Source organism: Paenibacillus sp. S25, from assembly GCF_019454085.1.
GTDB classification, from domain to species: domain Bacteria; phylum Bacillota; class Bacilli; order Paenibacillales; family Paenibacillaceae; genus Paenibacillus; species Paenibacillus polymyxa_B.
The window spans coordinates 2,346,206-2,366,317 of the sequence record NZ_CP073683.1 but is presented as its reverse complement, the minus strand read 5'-3'; the positions used below and the strand labels follow the sequence as shown (position 1 = coordinate 2,366,317).

At 43.4% G+C, this 20,112-nt stretch carries 20 protein-coding genes; 8 read left to right on the top strand and 12 right to left on the bottom strand.

The window, feature by feature from the left end:
• Positions 1–58: 58 nt before the first annotated feature.
• Positions 59–430: a helix-turn-helix domain-containing protein gene (locus KAI37_RS10505; RefSeq protein ID WP_220031189.1), complete on the top strand. Its 372-nt coding sequence runs from the start codon at positions 59–61 to the stop codon at positions 428–430.
• A gap of 193 nt (positions 431–623) precedes the next feature.
• Positions 624–839: a helix-turn-helix domain-containing protein gene (locus tag KAI37_RS26770; protein ID WP_076293237.1), complete on the top strand. Its 216-nt coding sequence runs from the start codon at positions 624–626 to the stop codon at positions 837–839.
• Between the two features lie 188 nt (positions 840–1,027).
• Here the strand turns inward: KAI37_RS26770 and KAI37_RS10495 are convergent, their stop codons facing one another.
• On the bottom strand, positions 1,028–1,351 hold the full coding sequence (locus tag KAI37_RS10495; protein WP_220031188.1) for a LytTR family transcriptional regulator DNA-binding domain-containing protein: 324 nt from the start codon (positions 1,349–1,351) through the stop codon (positions 1,028–1,030).
• Positions 1,352–1,494: 143 nt separating this feature from the next.
• On the opposite strand from KAI37_RS10495, the gene KAI37_RS10490 reads away from it, so the two are divergent.
• Together KAI37_RS10490 and KAI37_RS10485 are read left to right on the top strand one after the other, a co-directional pair.
• Positions 1,495–2,151, top strand: a complete 657-nt coding sequence (locus KAI37_RS10490) for a hypothetical protein (RefSeq protein WP_220031187.1) — start codon at positions 1,495–1,497, stop codon at positions 2,149–2,151.
• Positions 2,152–2,167: 16 nt separating this feature from the next.
• The gene (locus KAI37_RS10485; protein WP_220031186.1) at positions 2,168–2,485 is read left to right on the top strand and encodes a hypothetical protein; all 318 of its coding nucleotides are present in this window, start codon (positions 2,168–2,170) and stop codon (positions 2,483–2,485) included.
• Positions 2,486–2,530: 45 nt separating this feature from the next.
• Here the strand turns inward: KAI37_RS10485 and KAI37_RS10480 are convergent, their stop codons facing one another.
• The 3 genes from KAI37_RS10480 to KAI37_RS26765 form a co-directional block, all read right to left on the bottom strand.
• Positions 2,531–2,809, bottom strand: coding sequence for a hypothetical protein (locus KAI37_RS10480; protein ID WP_220031185.1), 279 nt, complete (start codon positions 2,807–2,809; stop codon positions 2,531–2,533).
• Between the two features lie 29 nt (positions 2,810–2,838).
• Positions 2,839–3,153: a hypothetical protein gene (locus KAI37_RS10475; protein WP_220031184.1), complete on the bottom strand. Its 315-nt coding sequence runs from the start codon at positions 3,151–3,153 to the stop codon at positions 2,839–2,841.
• Positions 3,154–3,355: 202 nt separating this feature from the next.
• Positions 3,356–3,439 (bottom strand): putative holin-like toxin, encoded by an 84-nt coding sequence (locus tag KAI37_RS26765; RefSeq protein ID WP_223822117.1) that lies wholly within the window; start codon positions 3,437–3,439, stop codon positions 3,356–3,358.
• 154 nt (positions 3,440–3,593) lie between these two features.
• Between KAI37_RS26765 and KAI37_RS10465 the strand changes: the two genes are divergently transcribed.
• Complete coding sequence (locus KAI37_RS10465; protein WP_220031182.1) at positions 3,594–5,078, top strand: recombinase family protein; 1,485 nt, start codon at positions 3,594–3,596, stop codon at positions 5,076–5,078.
• Between the two features lie 112 nt (positions 5,079–5,190).
• Here the strand turns inward: KAI37_RS10465 and KAI37_RS10460 are convergent, their stop codons facing one another.
• From KAI37_RS10460 to KAI37_RS10445, 4 genes are all read right to left on the bottom strand, one after another.
• Entirely contained in the window at positions 5,191–6,048 is an 858-nt protein-coding gene (locus KAI37_RS10460; RefSeq protein ID WP_071640674.1) for a DNA-binding protein, read from the bottom strand.
• A 182-nt stretch (positions 6,049–6,230) separates the two neighbouring features.
• Entirely contained in the window at positions 6,231–6,677 is a 447-nt protein-coding gene (locus tag KAI37_RS10455; RefSeq protein ID WP_220031181.1) for a GNAT family N-acetyltransferase, read from the bottom strand.
• A 127-nt stretch (positions 6,678–6,804) separates the two neighbouring features.
• The gene (locus tag KAI37_RS10450; protein WP_071640670.1) at positions 6,805–8,304 is read right to left on the bottom strand and encodes a UxaA family hydrolase; all 1,500 of its coding nucleotides are present in this window, start codon (positions 8,302–8,304) and stop codon (positions 6,805–6,807) included.
• 17 nt (positions 8,305–8,321) lie between these two features.
• Entirely contained in the window at positions 8,322–9,815 is a 1,494-nt protein-coding gene (locus tag KAI37_RS10445; protein WP_071640667.1) for a tagaturonate reductase, read from the bottom strand.
• A 314-nt stretch (positions 9,816–10,129) separates the two neighbouring features.
• Between KAI37_RS10445 and poxB the strand changes: the two genes are divergently transcribed.
• Positions 10,130–11,854: a ubiquinone-dependent pyruvate dehydrogenase gene (gene poxB / locus KAI37_RS10440; protein ID WP_220031180.1), complete on the top strand. Its 1,725-nt coding sequence runs from the start codon at positions 10,130–10,132 to the stop codon at positions 11,852–11,854.
• Positions 11,855–11,953: 99 nt separating this feature from the next.
• Here poxB and KAI37_RS10435 read toward each other — a convergent pair whose 3' ends face one another.
• From KAI37_RS10435 to uxaC, 3 genes are all read right to left on the bottom strand, one after another.
• A complete protein-coding gene (locus KAI37_RS10435; protein WP_071640663.1) occupies positions 11,954–12,958 on the bottom strand; it encodes a LacI family DNA-binding transcriptional regulator in 1,005 nt (334 codons plus the stop codon).
• A gap of 86 nt (positions 12,959–13,044) precedes the next feature.
• Complete coding sequence (locus KAI37_RS10430) at positions 13,045–14,445, bottom strand: MFS transporter (protein WP_071640661.1); 1,401 nt, start codon at positions 14,443–14,445, stop codon at positions 13,045–13,047.
• 272 nt (positions 14,446–14,717) lie between these two features.
• A complete protein-coding gene (gene uxaC, locus KAI37_RS10425) occupies positions 14,718–16,142 on the bottom strand; it encodes a glucuronate isomerase (protein WP_220031179.1) in 1,425 nt (474 codons plus the stop codon).
• A 611-nt stretch (positions 16,143–16,753) separates the two neighbouring features.
• On the opposite strand from uxaC, the gene alsS reads away from it, so the two are divergent.
• Both alsS and budA read left to right on the top strand, forming a co-directional pair.
• A complete protein-coding gene (gene alsS / locus KAI37_RS10420; protein ID WP_179085946.1) occupies positions 16,754–18,451 on the top strand; it encodes an acetolactate synthase AlsS in 1,698 nt (565 codons plus the stop codon).
• A 162-nt stretch (positions 18,452–18,613) separates the two neighbouring features.
• Positions 18,614–19,360 (top strand): acetolactate decarboxylase, encoded by a 747-nt coding sequence (gene budA / locus KAI37_RS10415; protein ID WP_071640653.1) that lies wholly within the window; start codon positions 18,614–18,616, stop codon positions 19,358–19,360.
• Positions 19,361–19,516: 156 nt separating this feature from the next.
• On the opposite strand, the gene KAI37_RS10410 is transcribed toward budA, so the two are convergent.
• Positions 19,517–20,005 (bottom strand): tetratricopeptide repeat protein, encoded by a 489-nt coding sequence (locus KAI37_RS10410; RefSeq protein WP_104495413.1) that lies wholly within the window; start codon positions 20,003–20,005, stop codon positions 19,517–19,519.
• Between the last annotated feature and the right edge of the window lie 107 nt (positions 20,006–20,112).

The following is a 20,112-nucleotide window of genomic DNA, read 5'->3' as shown; positions in this document are numbered from 1 at the left end:
ATCAAATTTATAATGTTCACGTAATGTGATATATAATAATCATCTGGAGGTGGGAATTTTGAAGTCATTTGGCGAACGTCTCTCTTATTTAAGAAACAAAAAGGGATTGTCCCAAGAAGAACTAGCAAAAATTTTTAAAATTGCAAAATCCACTCTTGGTATGTACGAAACAGACAAGAGAGAGCCAAACCACGAAATGACAGCTAAAATCGCTGATTACTTCGATGTTAAAATTGGATGGCTTACTACAGGAAAAGACGAAAAAGAGAGCGAGTACACGCTCCCGGAGGAAGTCGTATCAAAAGTCATTAAGGAAGCTGAGGCACATTACGGAGTTAGCCTGAGGGATGATCCTGTTGTAGAGTCGGCAGTTCGTGATTTAATAAACAATCTTGCAAAGATGAAGCAATCAACTCAGAAAAATGATTAATTAGAGATTTGTTTGTTTCTTCAATACCAGTTCTAGAAATTATTACACTTGCCGACATCAACAACTGTTCATCCATGTTAGCAGCTCCTTTGTGTCTATTTCAGCCGTTTTTAACATAATACCACATATCAGCAACAAATGAAGAACGTATGTTCTGTTTTTGGTTAAAAAAAGAGAACAAGGTGGCAGTGAGATGGAGTTAGTACCCGTCCGCTGTCGTATTCCCGAGTTACTCAAAAGGATCAATAAGAATCAACAATGGTTAGCTGATAAGACTGGTTTGCCCAAGCAACGCATATCGGACATTGTTCACCTGAGAACGGACAATATCCAAATTCAACGAGCTGCTTTACTAGCTTATCACCTTAATTGTAAAATAGACGATCTTTTTGTTTGGGAATTGCGGTAGCAGAGTAGCATTAGCTACTCTCGGGGAAAAGTACCGTTTAAATGGTACTTGCTTCTTAAAAAAAATTAACTGCAACCGCAGCCATTCCCTGCTCACCTTTATTAACACTATATCAGATAATAATTGTCATATGCTGTCGAATTTCGCCGTGAATCAGTCGACGAATAGGGTTAGAGGGGCTTGACAAATCAAATATTCTTTCTAATTACTACATAACTACCATCTGTGAAAATTATTCTTGTACCGTTTTTAACTGGCACGACATCTTCTATCTTATTCTCATTAACCACTGTGGACTGATCGTAACTCCTAAATCCAAAAGAATAATAGGCTTGCGAAATATCTTTAAGTGTATGAAGAGATAAGTACGAACCGTGTTGCGTGTGATGACAAGGTACCTTAGCAGAAAATTTAGTAGGCTGCCATAAGTCAATATAGTTGACTTCATCTAAGCCGAACTCAACAAAATCCGAATCATCTCCTGCTCTATCAAGCAATTTAACTCCAATCATGATGCCAACTCCTGATGTATGATATTTTTCACCATACATCATAAAGCATAGTTGACTACTGGGTCATGGGTAAATGCTACCAAAGGAAATTGTGGGAAATGACGATAATATAGAATAATAGATAAAGAAGCGAGATGAAAATAATGAAACCAATAATAACTGTTATAATAACAGCGCTATTACTTTCAGGATGTTTCGACAGTTCATTTGACACATATATGAGAAAGGGTAAAGATGCACTGATAAATAACAACTACGATGAAGCCATCGAAAACCTTGATAATGCACTTATTGAAGAACCAACTAACAAAGATGCAATTGCGTTAATGAAAATGGCAAAAGAAACGAAAGAAAAAAGTGAGAACAAGAAAATTATTGATGACTTTACAAAAGATACAGAAGAAATATATAAAAAACTAAAGTCACTTGGAGATGGCATCAACACAATGGTTGATAATGTAACTTATGAAGAAGCATTATCCAAGGTGGAAATTCTTAAACCGATGAATGAAAAATTCGTGGAACTAACTCCAAAGTGGCAAGATGAAAAAGTAGTTGGTAGTGCTTTTAGTAACTTGAATTCTGCATATAACAATCTAAGTTATACTTATAGTCTTATCATTGAAAATACAGAACAGCCAGAACCAGAAATTGAGGACACTGATGGTGACGGAAAAATCAGTAGGTACGAAGCGATCCGAGGGAGAAAAGTTCAACCTAGCTTAGCATTCGTTGATTTCAGACAAAATATGGAATCATATAAAAATACACTAACTAAGCTGGAAGAAAACAACCAATAACTAAGGAGTTGACGTTTTGATTACTACTATTATCTATATCGTAATTGGATTAACATCCATCTTCATTATTTTAGGACTCGTTGGTACTGCTTCATTAATTTTTTCAAAAGAAAAAGACAAGAGTTTAGCAGTAATAGCAATAAAGGACGTTTTCAAATACGCATTTATACTGATGCTTTTACTGCTTATATTTTACTATGTTTATCCGACACCGTATTTATATACACATTCAAAAGAAACCTTGGTCAAAGTGAACAGGCTTACTGGAGAAACAACTTATTTCAGATTTAACGAGGGTTGGGTAAAGCCTGAAAACTCTAATTTGTCTGAATAAATAAAAGCTCTGCTAACCTTAATGGGTCGGCAGAGCTTCGTTGTTTTAAGCAGGATTGTATCTAGTTTTAGCTTCTTCGAACAGTTGGCCAAGATCACGAAACTCAATTGTCTGAACCCCGCGATTCAATAATGTTTCAACACCCTTGTGGAATACCTCGAACTCGATTAATAAGCTATCTTCCTGGAGCTGAAAATAGCACATCCGCTTAACATCATCCGCAAGCCACCATTTGTTATCCCCGTATTTATCCATAACCCGCAACATATTATCGATTGCCTTTTTATCGCTGGTCATAGCCTTAGCATATTGTTCGTTTGTCATGGTATTCATCCTTTGTTAGCATAGTTTTTTTATTTAATGATATTCCTAACAGCATCCAAAACCGCTTCTGTATTTTTACGGAACTCATCATAATGTTTGTCGTCAAGTAAAGTATGTATGTGTTCAGTAGACTCTTCAAAATCGTTTATGACTTTAGATAATTTTAATTTGTATGCCGATAAGTAAATATTGCTCAAGTGGTCATTAAGATTGTAGGTTCCTTGCTCTGTTTTTGGTACACCATGCTTATTCAATAATTCTGCAATGTCTTGTTCGCTTAATCCAATTCCACTTAAATTATATGTAAGCTTAACAACTTTAGGGTCAATTGCTGGTGTATCCAATTATGTATCCTCCTAAATATAATATCTGTTGATATTGTATTCCAAATGGAAATTGAATTGCAATGAATAAAAAAATTGTGTTACCATAAGAATAGATAAAGGGACCGGCTGCAACCGGTCCCCTGTACAACTTACCGCTATAAGAGCGGTCGGCATAAGGTTTTAGGTACAGAAATAGACCGTTTACCTTGTCCAGGGCGGTCTATTTCCGTTTATGGAAAGAAAGTATCAGAATCACCAATGTTGCAAATTGAATCATCAACATCAGCGTGTCTTTAACTTCCATGGCTTCACCCCCTTTACAGGAGATTAGCCGACCGCCATTGATAGCCGTTATGTCGTACAACCCAAATTATACCACATTAGTCCTCTATTAAGAGGGCTTTTTATTTTGCCATATTAACCTTACAATCAAAGATAAGACAGTTAGGAGGCACAATATGAGAGTAGCAATATACATCCGGGTAAGTACAGATATGCAGGTTGAAGATGGCTTCTCTATTGAAGGGCAGCGTACAAGGCTCACAAGCTATGCTGCATCCCAAGATTGGGTGATACATGATTTTTACATAGATGAAGGTCAGTCAGCTAAAGACCTTAAGCGTCCTGAAATGGAACGCATGCTTTCGGACATGGAAGAACATAAATTTGACGTGGTACTCGTTTATAAGCTTGACCGTCTCACACGATCTGTGAGCGATCTGCACGTTCTTCTAAAGCGTTTTGATAATCATAGCGTAAAGTTCAAGTCAGCCACTGAAATATTCGACACTACGACTGCTATGGGACGTCTCTTTATCACAATCGTTGCTGCGATGGCAGAATGGGAACGTGGCACCATCTCTGAGCGTGTACGCTTCGGTATAGAGCAAATGATACTAGAAGGTAAGCGTCCTGGAGGTGTCCTGCCCTATGGATACACACAAGACAGTGAACTTATAGAAGAAGAAGCAGAATTAATTCGTTACGCCCGTAAACTATATATGAGCGGTTTGGGATTCAAATCTGTAGCTATGAGATTGAATCGAGAAGGTAAACTGCGAAGAGGACAACTATGGACGGCTGCAACGGTTGCCTACACGATAGAGAATCCTTTTTATGCCGGCATTCTTCGACTTGGTTCAAAACTTCCAGGAGGAGGATATGTTAATAGCGGACGTGACGACAAAGTAAAATGCCTGTATGGTGATGGTGATCATCCTGTTATATTTACCCGTCTGGAATATGAAGAAACAAAAGAGTATATGAAGCGTAGAACCCATGGAGGATTCAGTCGTATCCAGACTTACTGGTTTTCTGGCGTGCTGCGTTGCGGGCGCTGTGGAGCAGCCATGTTCGGCAGAATGACAACTAAACGTCTTAAGTCCAGTGGTGAAGTTGTACGTAGACCATATTATATCTGTTATAACAAGCACTCTAATAAAAGCTGTGACATGCCCACATTTAGACAGGTACATGTAGAGCATCTATTTATGGAGTATATTAAGCAAGTAACCACAGATGATGAAACCGTAAAACAGGTTGCAGCTACTATGGAAAATGATGAGATTAAAATAGTAGATGAAGTTGCGTCCGCAAAGAAAGAGTTAAAAAAAATAGCAGAGCGACGCGAGAAGTGGCAATACATGTTCGTCGAAGGTCTTATAACTAAAGATCAAATCCGAAAAAGAATTATGGAAGAAGATGCCGCTGAGGAAGAAATAAAAAAACATCTGACCGAAAATAAAAATATGATGTCTGCTGTTCCAAAATCGGATGATTTAAAAGAGCTCCATCAATTGTGGCCTGAAATGAATGATGAAGAAAAGAAAGATATGATTTTTACATTGTGTTCTAAAATAGTATTGAATACGGATGAAACAAAAGTTAAAGGCGTAAAAAACAAATTTTTCGACGCTTATATTGGTGAGGTACTTTATAATTGATACTGTATTTATAGCGCTCATAAAAGAGCGCTTATTTCATTTCATATGAATACCATTTTGTATTGCATAGAACACCGTGATGAGGTCATGACTTGTAACAAACACTAGCAAACTAAACAGACTGAGCGACAGAGGGCGTGAAATCAATTTTTTCATCCTTTAACACTCCTTTTAAAATAGTTATATATTGGTCTTGCTGTGTTGCTGTAGCTTGGGATCTGAAAATTTCAAATATAGCGGTACATTTCCTAAACTCATGCTCATGTTCCATACCCAGGGTATCGGACAGCATAAGTGATTGCAGGATATAGCCCAACGCAACCGTAAACTGTTCTTGCTTGATATAATAAAGAGCCAGTTGATAACAGAAGCGAAAATAATATGATACATTCACAGGCTCTTCAAAATATTTAAAACCTTCAATTTGTTCGGCAAATGATTTAAGCACAGCCTCTAAAGGATAATCGTATCTCGACGCTCCCTCAACGATGGAAAGAAGCCCCGGTAACAGCTCTTCCGGATTGTTACGAAGAAATTGGACGTATTCCTGCAACACTTCGGCATGGCCTGACAAAATTTCAAGGGCATACAAATTAGCTCTGGCAGCATAGCGGTAATATTCTACCTCTGCCTCCCCATATTGGTCGAGACCATTAAACCAGCCCAATTCTGCATATTTTTCGATGCAATCGCGAGCGGCCTCATACTTGCCCTGTTTTTGAAAGGCCATGCCTTTCATGAGATGACTGTAGCCGTAGTAGTAGACTAGCGGCCGTTTGGTATGTATGGGTTGTATAGGTTTCTTGCGCGCTTTGTAGAGCTGCAATTCCTGATACTTTTGGTTGACATGGCTATACAGCCGGTCGCATAAAGCAATCATATTGGCACCATCCGCAAATGAAAAAGACAGCTTAATCATGTTAACAAGTGTGTCTAGATCTGTGATGTCGGAGTGAACAAGATCATCCACCGTTCCCGCCTCCTTGTCCGACTTTTTATATTCACCAAACAAAAGTAAGATCTAAATCCTAACTAAAAATAACTTAATTACGTATTTATTACGTAATTAAGTTATATCATAAATACAAACATATGACAAGTACATTATGATAATATATTCCAGTTTTTAAAATACCGATGAAAGTGGATCGTTCACTTGTTTATTTCCATGTGAAGTAAAGGAAATGCCCTACCTGATCCATCCAGTGCAGATCGCGCCGTTTGTACAAAGCCGTAATGTCTGTAGAAAGCATACGCTTTCTCGTTCTGCTCATTCACGTCCACTTTGAGGTGCTTGCCTTTTATTTTTTCAGCATGCTGGATGAGTCGGCTACCTATGCCTTGCCCATGCCGTTCAGGGTCCACAAACAGCATCTCGATTTTCAATCCGTCCAGTCCGATAAAGCCTGTTGGTTCTTGACTTGTATTCCATTCCATCCAAACTTCAAGTTCTCTTAAAGCACCATTGCGTACGATATGATGATAAAATTGAATGTCCTCTTCCGACAAAAATGTGTGCGTCCGGCGTACACCCCGCTGCCAAATATCAACGAGTTGATCATGATTTTCTTCCCGATAAGCAACAATTTCATTTTGCACTTGCACTTCCCCCTTCATTTAAAAATCGATATTGCATGTTTTGCAGTAAGTCTAACATGCCTATTTAGAAGCATACAAACTCAAAAAGGGAAGCGGAATAATTCCGCCTCCCTTACATTACAGCCTTTTACAACGTAACACCGTTTTTAAAAATAGCGAGCTCTCTGAAATTGTTTTTCTCATTGTTCACCCAGGTTCCGCTGGCTACATCGACGATGTAATCGACAAAGTTGCGAAGCGCATCTTCCATACTGACATCCTCCACCAATGAACCGGCGTTATAGTCGATCCAATGAGGTTTAGCCTTATACAACGGCGAGTTGGTTGAGACCTTCATCGTCGGAACAAAGGAGCCAAACGGCGTACCGCGTCCGGTTGTGAAAATGACGAGCTGGCAGCCTGCTGCGGCGAGAGCTGAAGATGCCACTAGATCGTTCCCCGGCGCGCTGAGCAGGTTGAGCCCCTTGGTCTTGAGACGCTCCCCGTACTGAATGACATCAGTGACCGTGGAAGACCCGGATTTTTGCGTACAGCCCAGTGATTTATCCTCCAGAGTCGTGATGCCCCCTGCTTTATTGCCCGGTGACGGATTTTCGTATACTGGCTGCTTGTAATCCAGAAAATATTGTTTGAAATCGTTAATCAGATGTACGATCTTATTAAATACTTGCTCATCGGCAGCGCGCTCCATTAAAATCGTCTCCGCCCCGAACATTTCAGGTACTTCTGTCAAGACCGTTGTTCCACCTTGCGCGGCCATATAATCCGACAATCGTCCGAGTAGTGGGTTGGCAGTAATACCCGATAAGCCATCAGATCCACCGCATTTCAAGCCGATGTTCAGCTCAGACAAAGGTACAGGTTCCCGCCGATCTTCTTGCACGGCCGCAAAAATTTCATGAAGCAACCTTACCCCTTCCTCTACTTCATTCGACACATCCTGGGAAAGCAAAAACTTTACCCGCTCTGAATCATATTCCCCGATGGCTTCCTTAAATTCTTTCATCTCATTGTTCTCACAGCCCAAACCCAGCACAAGTACGCCACCTGCGTTCGCATGTTTCACGGCATCAATCAAAATCGTGCGCGTATGTGCATGATCGTCACCCAACTGAGAACAACCATAGTTATGCTTGAGCACAAGTGCATTTTCAAAAGGTGAAATATCTCCCGCTTCCTGCTTGAAACGGTTTAAAATAAGTTCAGCGATCCCGTTCACACAGCCGACCGTCGGCACAATCCACAACTCATTGCGAATCCCCACACGACCGTCCTTTCGCCTAAAACCTTTAAACGTACGACTCTCCTGTTCATATAAATGAGGAGCTGGCTTAGGCTTATAAGTGTACTCCTCCACGCCTGTCAGGTTCGTCTTCGTATTATGCGTATGCACATGCTGACCTGCCTGAATGGGCTGAATAGCATGACCGATGGGATATCCGTATTTCAGAACATGCCCACCTTCAGCTATATCCTGCAAGGCGATTTTATGCCCACGTGCTACATCCTCGGCTAGCTCCACCCGTTGTTCTTCTTGTGCTCCCCACGCCAGTGTCTCTCCCTGCTTGTAATCACGCAAGGCGACAGCCACGTTATCTTGATCATGAATTTGAATGAATTCCAGCATTCCGGTCTCCTCCTTGCTTATGCTCTGGGCACGCTGTTCCCGGTTAGAGAATCGAGCGTCTCCTTCATTCCTCTGCTTGTAATTTCATACACGTGCTGTGCCGTTTGTTCAGCCAGTCCTTCGATCTGGTTCAGGTCTTGCCCCCACCATGTCTGTCGGCCAAGTACCAGCGCAGTCAATTGCTTCGCCCCGGCGAGAGTACCGTCATATTTACTCCACAGTTCACCAAACGCACTCAACACTTCAGCTTCGTCTGCCAACGCAATCGACTCGCCATTTCTGTCACCCCGGTAAAATACGAGCAAGGACGCCAGTGAAAACACGATTTTGACAGGCAGCACCTTACGTTGTGCCACATACTGGAGCAAGGATGGCAAGTTCCGTGTCTTGAACTTGGACACCGAATTCAACGCAATACTCATGACATAATGACTTACATATGGATTACGGAATCGTTCAATAACATCGTCGGCATATACATTCAATTCCGCTTCTGGCGAGTCCAGCGTCGGAATAATTTCTTCTCGAATCAGCGACTGGATAAAGTTTCCCATAATATCATGCTCGACCGCCTGCCCCACCGTATCCAGGCCATATAAATAAGCTACAGGTGTAAGCGCCGTATGTGCTCCATTCAAAATGCGTACTTTCCGTGTACGGTATGGCGCCATATCGTCGACAATCAGTACATTCAATCCGGCCAAATGAGCAGGTAATTCTTCTTTAAGCCACTGTGGCCCTTCAATAACCCATAAATGATACTGTTCGCCCACAACAACCAAATCGTCCTTGTAACCCAATTCTGCTTGAATCTCATGAATCCGGTCTTTGGGATAACCAGGCACAATCCGATCTACCAAACTGTTGCAGAACGTATTCGATTCCTCCAACCATGCAATAAACTCAGCCCCAAGCTTCCATTGGTCCGCATATTTCAATACGATTTCCTTGAGAGCGTCTCCATTACGGTCGATGAGCTCGCACGGAATGATCACCAGTCCCTTGCTCTGATCGCCCCCGAAAAATTGAAAGCGCTTGTACAGAAAGGCTGCCAGTTTGCCTGGGAAGCTCTTTTGTGGACGATCTTCTAGCTGATCCTCTGGTGCATAAGCGATCCCCGCTTCCGTCGTGTTTGACACGACAAAACGCAGCTCCGGCTTTTGGGATAATGCTTCATACTCCAAAAAGTCCGAACCGTACGGATTAATCCCACGAGTGACGCACTCCACAACGGTATGCTCCTTCATGGCCTTCCCATCCTTAATCCCTTCAAGAATAACCGTATACAGGCCATCCTGCTCGTTAAGTTTCTCCACGAGGCCTCCTGGCTGCGGTTGTACAATCACAACTCCCGTATTCCATTCTGCCAGCTTGTTCATTTTGTCAAATTGCCAGTCTACAAAAGCACGCAGGAAGTTCCCTTCCCCAAATTGGAGCACCTTCTCGGGATGTGGTTCAGTAACAATAAAGCTTTTTCTGTTTAATTGGTCTAATTCATCTACTTGTTTCATCCGGAGTAACCTCCCATAATTACCATAATGATTTCATCGTTATTTTATCACAATGCACACGTTAACAAAATAGTTTTATCAATATTTTTAGTTTGAAAAAATAATAATGACAATAATATGAACACGTTAACATATACGTTTATATTTAAATTTGCAAGTATATCGTCCTTTTTCTGTTGTTTCGCACCTGATCCAAGACGGTTAAGGCTAACTATCACCCTATCCCGAGACCTTGTTCTTATATACATTTCAGGAGAATAGACGCAAGAAAGCACGGGCAGGATAACACTACTTACTAGGCAGGAGGAACATCTATGAAGACAATCGCAGATACTATTGTACAAGTTTTGGTCAATGCTGGGGTCAAGCGGATTTATGGCATTGTTGGAGACTCTCTAAATAATATGGTTGATTCCATTCGCATCAATGGTCAAATCGAATGGATTCATGTAAGGCACGAAGAAGTGGCTGCCTTTGCAGCCGGAGCGGATGCTGACCTTAGTGGCAGCATTGCTGTATGTGCTGGAAGCAGTGGTCCCGGAAATTTGCATCTGATTAATGGTTTATATGATTGCCACCGCAATCGGGTGCCTGTACTGGCTATTGCCGCTCATATTCCAAGCGACGAAATCGGAAGTGAATATTTTCAAGCTACGCATCCTGAGCATCTTTTCGGAGAATGCAGTCACTTCTGTGAGGTTATTACGACACCGCGACAAATTCCCAGAACAGTGACCATGGCCATTCAACAGGCAATTTCACGTTCAGGTGTATCCGTCATTGTTCTTCCCGGTGATGTAGCAGCTTTGGCGGCGGAAAAGGTACCCGTCCCTGAACATGTCTACCATCCCACTGCACCTGTAGTGCATCCGTCAGCTTCCGAAATCTCCCGACTGGCCGAATATTTGAATAAAGGCAAACGAATTACGTTACTATGCGGCGCCGGCTGTGCACAATCTCATGAATTGCTCATGCAGCTATGCGACAAGTTAAAATCCCCTATGGTATCCGCTCTGCGAGGCAAGGAATATCTGGAGTATGACAACCCTTATTATGCTGGATTGACGGGACTGATCGGGTATTCTTCCGGATACCATGCGATGATGGATTGTGACGTCCTGCTTATGCTCGGAACAGACTTCCCTTACAGACAATTTTACCCTGAAGATGCGATTGTTCTACAAGTAGATATAGAGCCAGCCCATCTCGGCAGACGTACTCCGTTGACGTATGGTTTATGCGGGGATGTAAAAGCCACATTGGAAATGCTGCTACCGCATTTAACGTCAGAGCATGATTCCAAGCATCTAGAGAAAACCGTTTCCCACTATACCAAGGTACGCCAGGAGTTGGATGACCTTGCCGTCGGTAAACCAGGGCATACGCCGATCCATCCCCAATATCTCGCCAAGGTCATCAGTGACGCCGCGCAGGAAAATGCTATTTTCACCTGTGATGTCGGTACTCCCACTGTATGGGCGGCGCGTTATTTGCAGATGAACGGTCATCGTCGGCTGCTTGGCTCGTTCAACCATGGCACGATGGCAAATGCGCTGCCGCAGGCAATCGGAGCGCAGGCTACTGAGCCTGACCGACAAGTGATTGCCCTCTCAGGCGATGGCGGGCTCACGATGTTGATGGGCGATCTGCTCACCCTGAAGCAGCATCAGCTGCCTATTAAAGTCATTGTTTTCAATAATGGCGCTCTCGGTTTTGTCGAGCTGGAAATGAAAGCGGCCGGATTCCTGGAAAACGGCACTGAACTGGTGAATCCTGATTTTGGTGCTGTAGCGCAAGCCATGGGACTCAAGGGCATCCGGGTTGAAGATCCGGCAATGCTGGAGGATGCCATTCAGCAAGCACTCGCCTATAATGGCCCTGCTCTGGTAGACGTGGTGGTAAACCGTCAGGAGCTATCTATGCCACCCAAAATTAATCTTAAACAAGCAGAAGGATTTACACTGTGGATGATGAAAGCGATGCTGAACGGACGCGGTGACGAGATTGTAGAACTGGCTAAAACCAATCTCTTTCGTTAAATGCAGACGAGGCAGAGCGCATTTCAACCTAAAAGGGGCAGAAACCATACATCTAGCATGGTTTCTGCCCCTTTGGGCTGCCTGTTAATAAAACGAAACTCAGCGTGGTCTGCCTGCCGTTGATTTCCGTTTCTTAAGCGCAGTCTCCATAAATATAAGCTCACCCTCATTGGACGGTGACTGAATTCGTTCCAGAATGCAGGCGGCTCCGCGCTCACTTATCTGCTCAATCGGTCTTTTGACCGTTGTTAACGGTGGAGTCGTATACATTGAGAACCCGATATCGTCAAAACCAATGACTGAGATATCCTCTGGTACCTTCAAGCCGTTTTCGAATACCGCATTCATGGCCCCAATAGCCATATCATCGTTAGAGCAAAATACCGCTGTCGGCGGCTCCTGCAAGGAAAGCAGTTGCTTCATTGCCTGGCTTCCGCTTTCAGTATCATAATGACCTTGCACAATATATTCATGTCGAATCGGCTTACCACTATCAATCAACGCATTCATAAAACCCTCGCGGCGTTGCTGGGTAGACTTGAAGCCTTCTACCCCTTCGATGATTGCAATGCGTTCATGCCCGCTTTCAACGAGAAAGGAGACCGCTTCATAGGACCCTTCCTTATCATTAGAAATCACATTTACAATCCCCGCACCGGACACCTGCCGATTCAGTACAACAAGCGGAATACCTTGACCGAGCACATGATAAATAAAAGGGTTGTCCGCCTCGCTCTGGCTCATCAGAATGATACCATCAAAACGCTTGCGATGAATGGCCGAAAAATCGGCGTAATCGTCAATTCCTCGCACAAACAAATTGTAATCCACCCCGATGACATGATTAACTCCGCGGATGGTATCCGCAAAAAAACTGGAGCTGGTGCCTTCTGAAATACTGGTGAAAAACAGGCCAATCGTATGCGAGCGCTGGAGAACCAGGCTTTTGGCATTAAAATTTGGAATGTAATTGAGTTGCTCTGCCAACTCCATAATTTTGCGTTTCGTATCTTCTTTAATCAGCGGGCTGTTATTGAGCGCCCGGGAGACGGTTGTATGGGAAACATTAGCCAATTTGGCAATGTCTTTAATGGTAGCTGCCATATACGTATCCTTTCCTTAGTGAGGCTCTAAAAACTTATATACCCACCATACCACAGGAGCCGCCCGGAAAAGAAGACTTTCACAAATTATACGCGGTTGTCCGCATGTCGACGCTGTAACTCTTGAACCATTTCTGCATGTCTACTGTCAGTCAGCTTGTACATTTTACCGATGACCAGCATGGCCAAAGCCAGGGCAACAGCCGGATAGAGACAAAGTAATGCCTTGATCCCAAGCAGCGTTCCAGAGGACTGAACCACATTCGGAACATACCCGATGAGCGCTAGTCCAATACCCGATAGAAAGCCAGACAAGGATTGAGCCAGCTTACGTGAAAAGTTAAATAACGAGTAAGTAATCCCTTCCTTACGCTCCCCGGATGACCATTCGCCATAATCAATGATATCGGACACGAATGCCCAGGTAACCCCGTTAGGAATACTAATACCAATGAACGAAATACTGGCCAGGATTGTGAAAATATATACATTTGAAGGCATGAAAAAGTTAATGGAGTCGGCAATGACACTAACCAGCATCCCCAGTATAGCTGTTTTTCGTTTACCGAAGCGCCGTACCAGCTTGGGCAGGAACAACACACCCAGTAGCGACGAACCGATAATAATAAAATTCATATAAGCCATTAATTCTACATGCCCCAAGTTATATTCGGCAAAATAGATCAGCAGTGCGGACTTAATATTGTACGCGGATATGGTGAAAATCGTCATCAAAACGAGTACCAGCAAAGGCTTGTTATTCGTAAAGGTATGGACGATAACGCCTATAGATAGCTTTTCTTTTGGTCCGGACTGGCTAATAATACGTTCTTTCGTTCCTCGGTAACATATGATGAAAGCGATCACACCAATGAGTGACATAATCCCCATCACAACTGGATAGCCAACATGATGGTTAGGAAACAGTAAAATAAGCGGCATGACAACGACACTGGTGACGAATAATGCGCCCAGAGATCCTGCCTGACGGAAAGATGACAATGAAGCACGCTGATGAGTATCCTGCGTAATGGCGGCACCCAGCGAGCCGTATGGAATGTTTACAATAGAGTAGCCGATCCCCCAGATCATATAGGACGCATAGGCGTAAATGAGTTTGCCTGTGGGTGAAATATTCGGCGAAATAAAGGTTAGAACCGTAAGAATTGCAAGGATAACGCTTCCAACGATAAGAAAAGGCCTAAATTTTCCACGTGTACCGATATGTTTGCGATAATCAACAAAGGACCCGACAATGGGATCACAGATGGCGGCAAACAGCTTGCTGACCAAGAAAATGCCTGCGGCGGCTCCTGCAGAAACCCCTGCTACATCTGTAAAAAATTTCAGCAAATACAACTGCCCCAAATCAAACATGAATCCGTTTCCAAAGTCACCCATACCATACGAAATCTTTTCTTTCAGGCTAATATGCTCGCCTGTCTTGTTGTCAGTTTGGACGCTCTCCTGCACGATAGGCACTCCCATACCTACACACTCCTCTATGTTTGTAATTATTTTCACATAATTAGTTCAGGATTTTGCAAAATTCGATTCCAGTCGCTCCGAAGTGCAAGATGCAGACGAACTAAACCATTTCGATCTATATCTTGTTCATTGGAAGTCGCTTATGGGATTTTTGCAAAATCCTCAGTTGATAACTATTTTGTTTTCAATTGCTCTTACCAGGAGTTTGAAACAAGCTCCTGGCAAGAGCTATTTTTTATAAAGTTAGTGAGTTCTCACCTTAGGCGGTAGCTTCACTTACTATGAACAACCGTTGGGAAACTAAAATATTGCTCAGCGTTATTGTAGCAAATGTTTTGTACCATTGCTCCGAGCAGTTCCAGATCCTCAGGCGCCTTACCCTCCTGAACCCACGTTCCGATTAAGTCACAAAGTATACGGCGGAAATATTCATGGCGCGTGTAGGAAAGGAAGCTGCGGGAATCCGTCAGCATACCAATAAAGCGGGACAGCACCCCGTAGTTAGCCAGCAACTTCATCTGCTCCTGCATGCCTTCGATATGGTCGTTATACCACCATGCCGTGCCAAACTGGATTTTCCCTACAGTTCCACCGGATTGGAAGCAACCCGCGAGACTTGCCAGTACTGGATAATCAACCGAATTAAGCGAATACAAAATGGTTCTCGGTAATCCTCCTGCCAGCTCCTGTGCGTCCAGCAATGCCGCCAATGGACGAGCGATAGAGCCATCATTTACGGCATCATAGCCTGTATCCGGTCCCAAATGACGGAACATAGCCGTGTTGTTGTTACGCAGCGCGTGAATGTGATATTGCATAGCCCAGCCATGTTCTGCATACTGTTTGCCAAGGAAAACCAGAACGTATGATTTGTATTTCGCCTCCTCTAAAGGAGTCACATGGCCTTCCTCCAGCGCCTTGCTGAATATAGCTGCCGCTTCCTCCAGTGTCGTTTCTTCATAGACTACAGTATCCAGCGCATGATCAGATACCCGGCCTCCGGCAGCATGGAAATGGCGCACCCGGCTCGCCAGCGCATTCAAAAATCCTTCCAAGCCAGAGACATCCAGTCCGCTGACTTCACCCAACCGAGCCACCCAAGGCTGGAAAGTTTCACGATTAATTTCCAAAGCTTTGTCGGGGCGAAAGCTTGGCAGCACTGCCACTGGGAAATCGGTCAGCTTGCTGATTTGTTTGTGGTATTCGAGATGGTCTGTCGGATCATCCGTGGTGCACACCACAGTTACCTTCGAGTTCACAATCAGATCACGTGCGCCAAAGCCCTTTCCCTGCAGCTTTTGGTTTACCTTTTCCCAGATCACTGGTGCGTTCTGTTCATTCAGCAGCTCATAGACACCAAAAAAGCGTTGAAGCTCCAAATGCGTCCAGTGGTACAGCGGATTGCCGATTAGTGTAGGTACGGTTTTGGCCCAAGCCAAAAACTTATCATAATCTTCACCATCCCCCGTAATCAGGCGTTCCTCAACCCCATTGGCCCGCATAAGTCTCCACTTGTAATGATCTCCGTACAACCAAGCTTCCGTAATATTCTTGAACGCTTTATTTTCATAAATTTCTTGTGGACTTAAATGACAATGATAATCGATAATCGGCATATCCTTGGCGTACTGATGGTACAAGATTTCAGCCGTTGGATTGCTCAACAAAAAGTTTTCGTCTAAAAACGCTTTAGTCATTACTCTCTCATCCCTTCTATAATCGTGTTTCCTAATAAATTGTTAACGTTAACAAAAATGTTCGTACTCTACTTGTTTTTCAACAATAACATTCTCCACCACATAGCAGGCCTCGTGATTGCATAAGATAATATAGCTATAATACGAAACCTGTACATCATTTCAAGCTGGATTACTTCACCTTAAATTTAATGTTTACGTTAACAACAATTACATTGTAACCGCTATCCTTTGTAGAGGAAAGTGATTTTTATCATGTGAGAGGACAAAAAAACCGACCTTCCACTCTTTGGGGCAGATCTGTTTGCATTTCGTCTATGTCCTGCACCATCCAACACCAAAAAGGAATCTTCAAAAGACTCATTGTGATAGGTGCCTTTTCCTTCACATCCGCCGAGAACATCTGCCATTGCAATAGCAACCCATTCCAAATCTCCGTACTTTTTATTTTCCCCGAAGAATCAAACTTTGAAAACGCTTTATATATTTTCAATCTTTTTCAGAAAATTTCCTTCTTGAAAATACCAGTTATTGTATTATAATTGTCATATACATCCATTGTTTTACATTGAAAGTATTTCATTAGTTTATTTCAAAGATGAGAAGAAGAGGTGGTAGCATTGAGTACCAAAGTTCAAGCTGTCCAAGCAAAGACCGATACTAGAGGAGCAGACCTTGTTGTCGATTGTTTAATCAAGCAAGGGGTGACGCATATTTTTGGCATTCCAGGTGCCAAGATCGATTCTGTTTTTGATGTTCTTCAAGATCGGGGTCCAGAATTAATCATATGCCGTCATGAACAAAATGCTGCCTTTATGGCCGCTGCAGTCGGTCGATTAACTGGAAAGCCGGGCGTATGTCTTGTCACCTCTGGCCCCGGCGCATCCAATTTGGCGACAGGACTTGTCACCGCGAATGCTGAGAGTGATCCTGTCGTCGCTCTTGCAGGTGCAGTCCCAAGATCCGCACGCCTGAAACGCACGCATCAATCCATGGATAACGCCGGACTATTCGAGCCTATTACCAAATACAGTGTAGAAGTAGAACATCCTGATAGTGTACCGGAAGCTATTACTAACGCATTTCGGATTGCGACCTCAGCCCAGCCTGGAGCCACCTTTGTCAGTCTGCCGCAGGACGTGTTGACTTCGTCATCTGAAGTAACAGCCATTGAGAAAATTTCCCTTCCCCAGCTTGGAATCGCACCAGCCGGGCTCATCAAACAAGTCGCAGACCAAATCAAAAAAGCCAAGCTGCCCGTACTTCTCCTCGGCATGAAAGCCAGCACGCCCGAAGCCACAGCAGCCATCCGTGCACTGATTCGAAACACGGATTTGCCTGTAGTTGAAACTTTTCAGGCCGCTGGAGCCATTTCCCGGGAGCTGGAAAGCCACTATTTTGGAAGAGTCGGTCTGTTCCACAATCAGCCCGGTGACATGCTTCTTGGAGCGGCAGATCTGGTACTGACAATTGGCTATGATCCTATTGAATATGATCCAAAAAACTGGAACATTCCTGCAAACCGAACCCTCATTCACCTGGATGATCATCAAGCAGATATTGATCATGATTATCAACCTGATTACGAGCTTATCGGGAATATATCCCTGATTGTGAGTAGCCTTGCAGAAGAATTGCCTACCTTAAAGCTATCTAGAACCTCCTGCAACCAATTAAAACGTCTTCACCATGATCTAAACGAGCAAGCAGCTGTTCCTGTACACAAGCATGACTATCTGATTCATCCATTACAATTCATTCGCACACTGCGCAGCCTGATTGACGATAACGTCACAGTCACTTGTGATGTCGGCTCACACTACATTTGGATGGCACGATATTTCCGTTCGTATGAGCCGCGTCGCCTTCTATTCAGCAACGGGATGCAGACGTTAGGCGTAGCACTTCCTTGGGGGATTGCTGCTACACTCGTCAACCCCGGTCAAAAAGTCGTTTCTATTTCCGGAGACGGAGGATTTCTTTTTTCATCAATGGAGCTCGAAACCGCCGTACGTCTTAACTCACCGTTGGTGCATATCGTATGGAGAGATGGTTCCTATGACATGGTCGCTTTTCAACAACAGATTAAATACGGAAGAACATCTGGTGTAAAATTTGGAGATGTTGATGTAGTGAAATATGCTGAAAGCTTCGGGGCCACTGGATTACGCGTGCACTCTCCTGAAGAACTAGAAAGTGTATTGCAGCAGGCACTTCATACCGATGGTCCTGTGGTTGTCGATATTCCGATTGATTATCAGGATAACATCCAATTGGGACGTAAACTGCTGCCTAACCAATTAAACTAACCTTAACCATGCCTCACTCGTGACGGCTTTATGACAATTATGGAGTATAACGTTTTTTTTATGATTTTTTTGAGTTATTCATGTTATTTACTGAAATTTTACGTTTATTATTGAAAAGGAAAGAAAATAAATGCATACAATTACAAAAGGAAGTGTATTGCCATGACCGTTGCACAATTGGAAACCAAGCAAGAAACTGATCATGATATTTACCAAACGTCCACCATGCTTGCTTTATTAGATGGTCTTTATGACGGAGTCGTTGCGTTCGAGGAACTGCAAAAGCACGGGGATTTCGGACTCGGTACCTTTGATCAACTCAATGGCGAGATGATCGCGTTCGATGGTGAATTTTATCACTTGCTTCCAGACGGTACGGCCCATCGCGTAAAACCAGAAGAAACTACTCCATTTTCCACCGTCACCTTTTTTCATGAAGATTTCACATATACTATTGACCGTCCCATGCATCGTGAAGAGCTGGAGGCTCTGCTGTTAACGTTGTTTCCAAGCCGTAATCTGTTCTATGCCTTCCGTATGGATGGTACTTTTCGTGAAGTAAAGACACGGACCGTGCCTCACCAAGTTAAACCATACAGACCGTTTATCGAAGCGACTAAGTCACAGCCTACCTTCACTTTTAATGAGGCTTCCGGCGTGATTACAGGTTTTTGGACACCTGCCTATGCTCAAGGTATTGGGGTAGCCGGATTTCATCTGCATTTTATTAACGATGAACGCACCGGAGGCGGGCATGTCTTTGATTTTATCGTCGAAAAGTGCACCATCCGCATTTGTCAAAAATCCAATCTGCACCTGGTCCTGCCCGATACCCCGGATTACTTGAAGGCTAACCTGTCCAGAGAAAACCTGGAGAAGGAAATCGCCGTTACTGAAGGTGCGCAGTAATCGCAGTTATTTAACTCATCAAGTTACGGATCCCATAGCTAAACAATAAACAGCAAAAGATCACAGTCAGGGAAGAGAATTAGTACTCTCTGACTGTGATCTTTTTATGTACGAGCGTATATACACGTTAGTTACTACTTATGCTCTCACTCCGGTTCACCTATCCTCGATCTGATCCAGTTTATCTGCATAATATTGAATGGCACGTGAGTACTCCTGTGTAGATAAATCCGAGGTCGTTTCAGCCACCTCCATTAGCAACTCCTGCATGGCCTTCCCGTATTCCCCCAGATTATATAACACCATCGCGTAAAATACCCGAAACGGTCTGTAATCCGGAAATTCGTTCATTCCTGTGTCCAACCACGCTTTCGCCTTGGCGTAAACGCCCAATACACGATATGTACTGCTTAATCCCAGGATAGCTCCTTTCCTTGATTCTGCAGATAACGCCATACCCAGGCATTTTTCATAATAGGCAACCGCTTCCCGCTCTAAGCCCAATGAATCATGGGTCCAAGCTGTCTGATACCACAATTCTGCATCATTTTGCTGCTGTTCTAATGCCTTTAAAAGAAGCTTACGTGCTTTCTCTGCTTGCCCTATTCGTCTAAGCTCGTCAGCTTGCGCCATGATATCGTTCATATTCTCCTCCACTTCTGACTCATGCCTATCTTTGAGACATATGTTACCCGACATTTGAATGCAATGTAAATGGGGTTTTTCCTAAGATTTGAAATCCAAAAAAAACG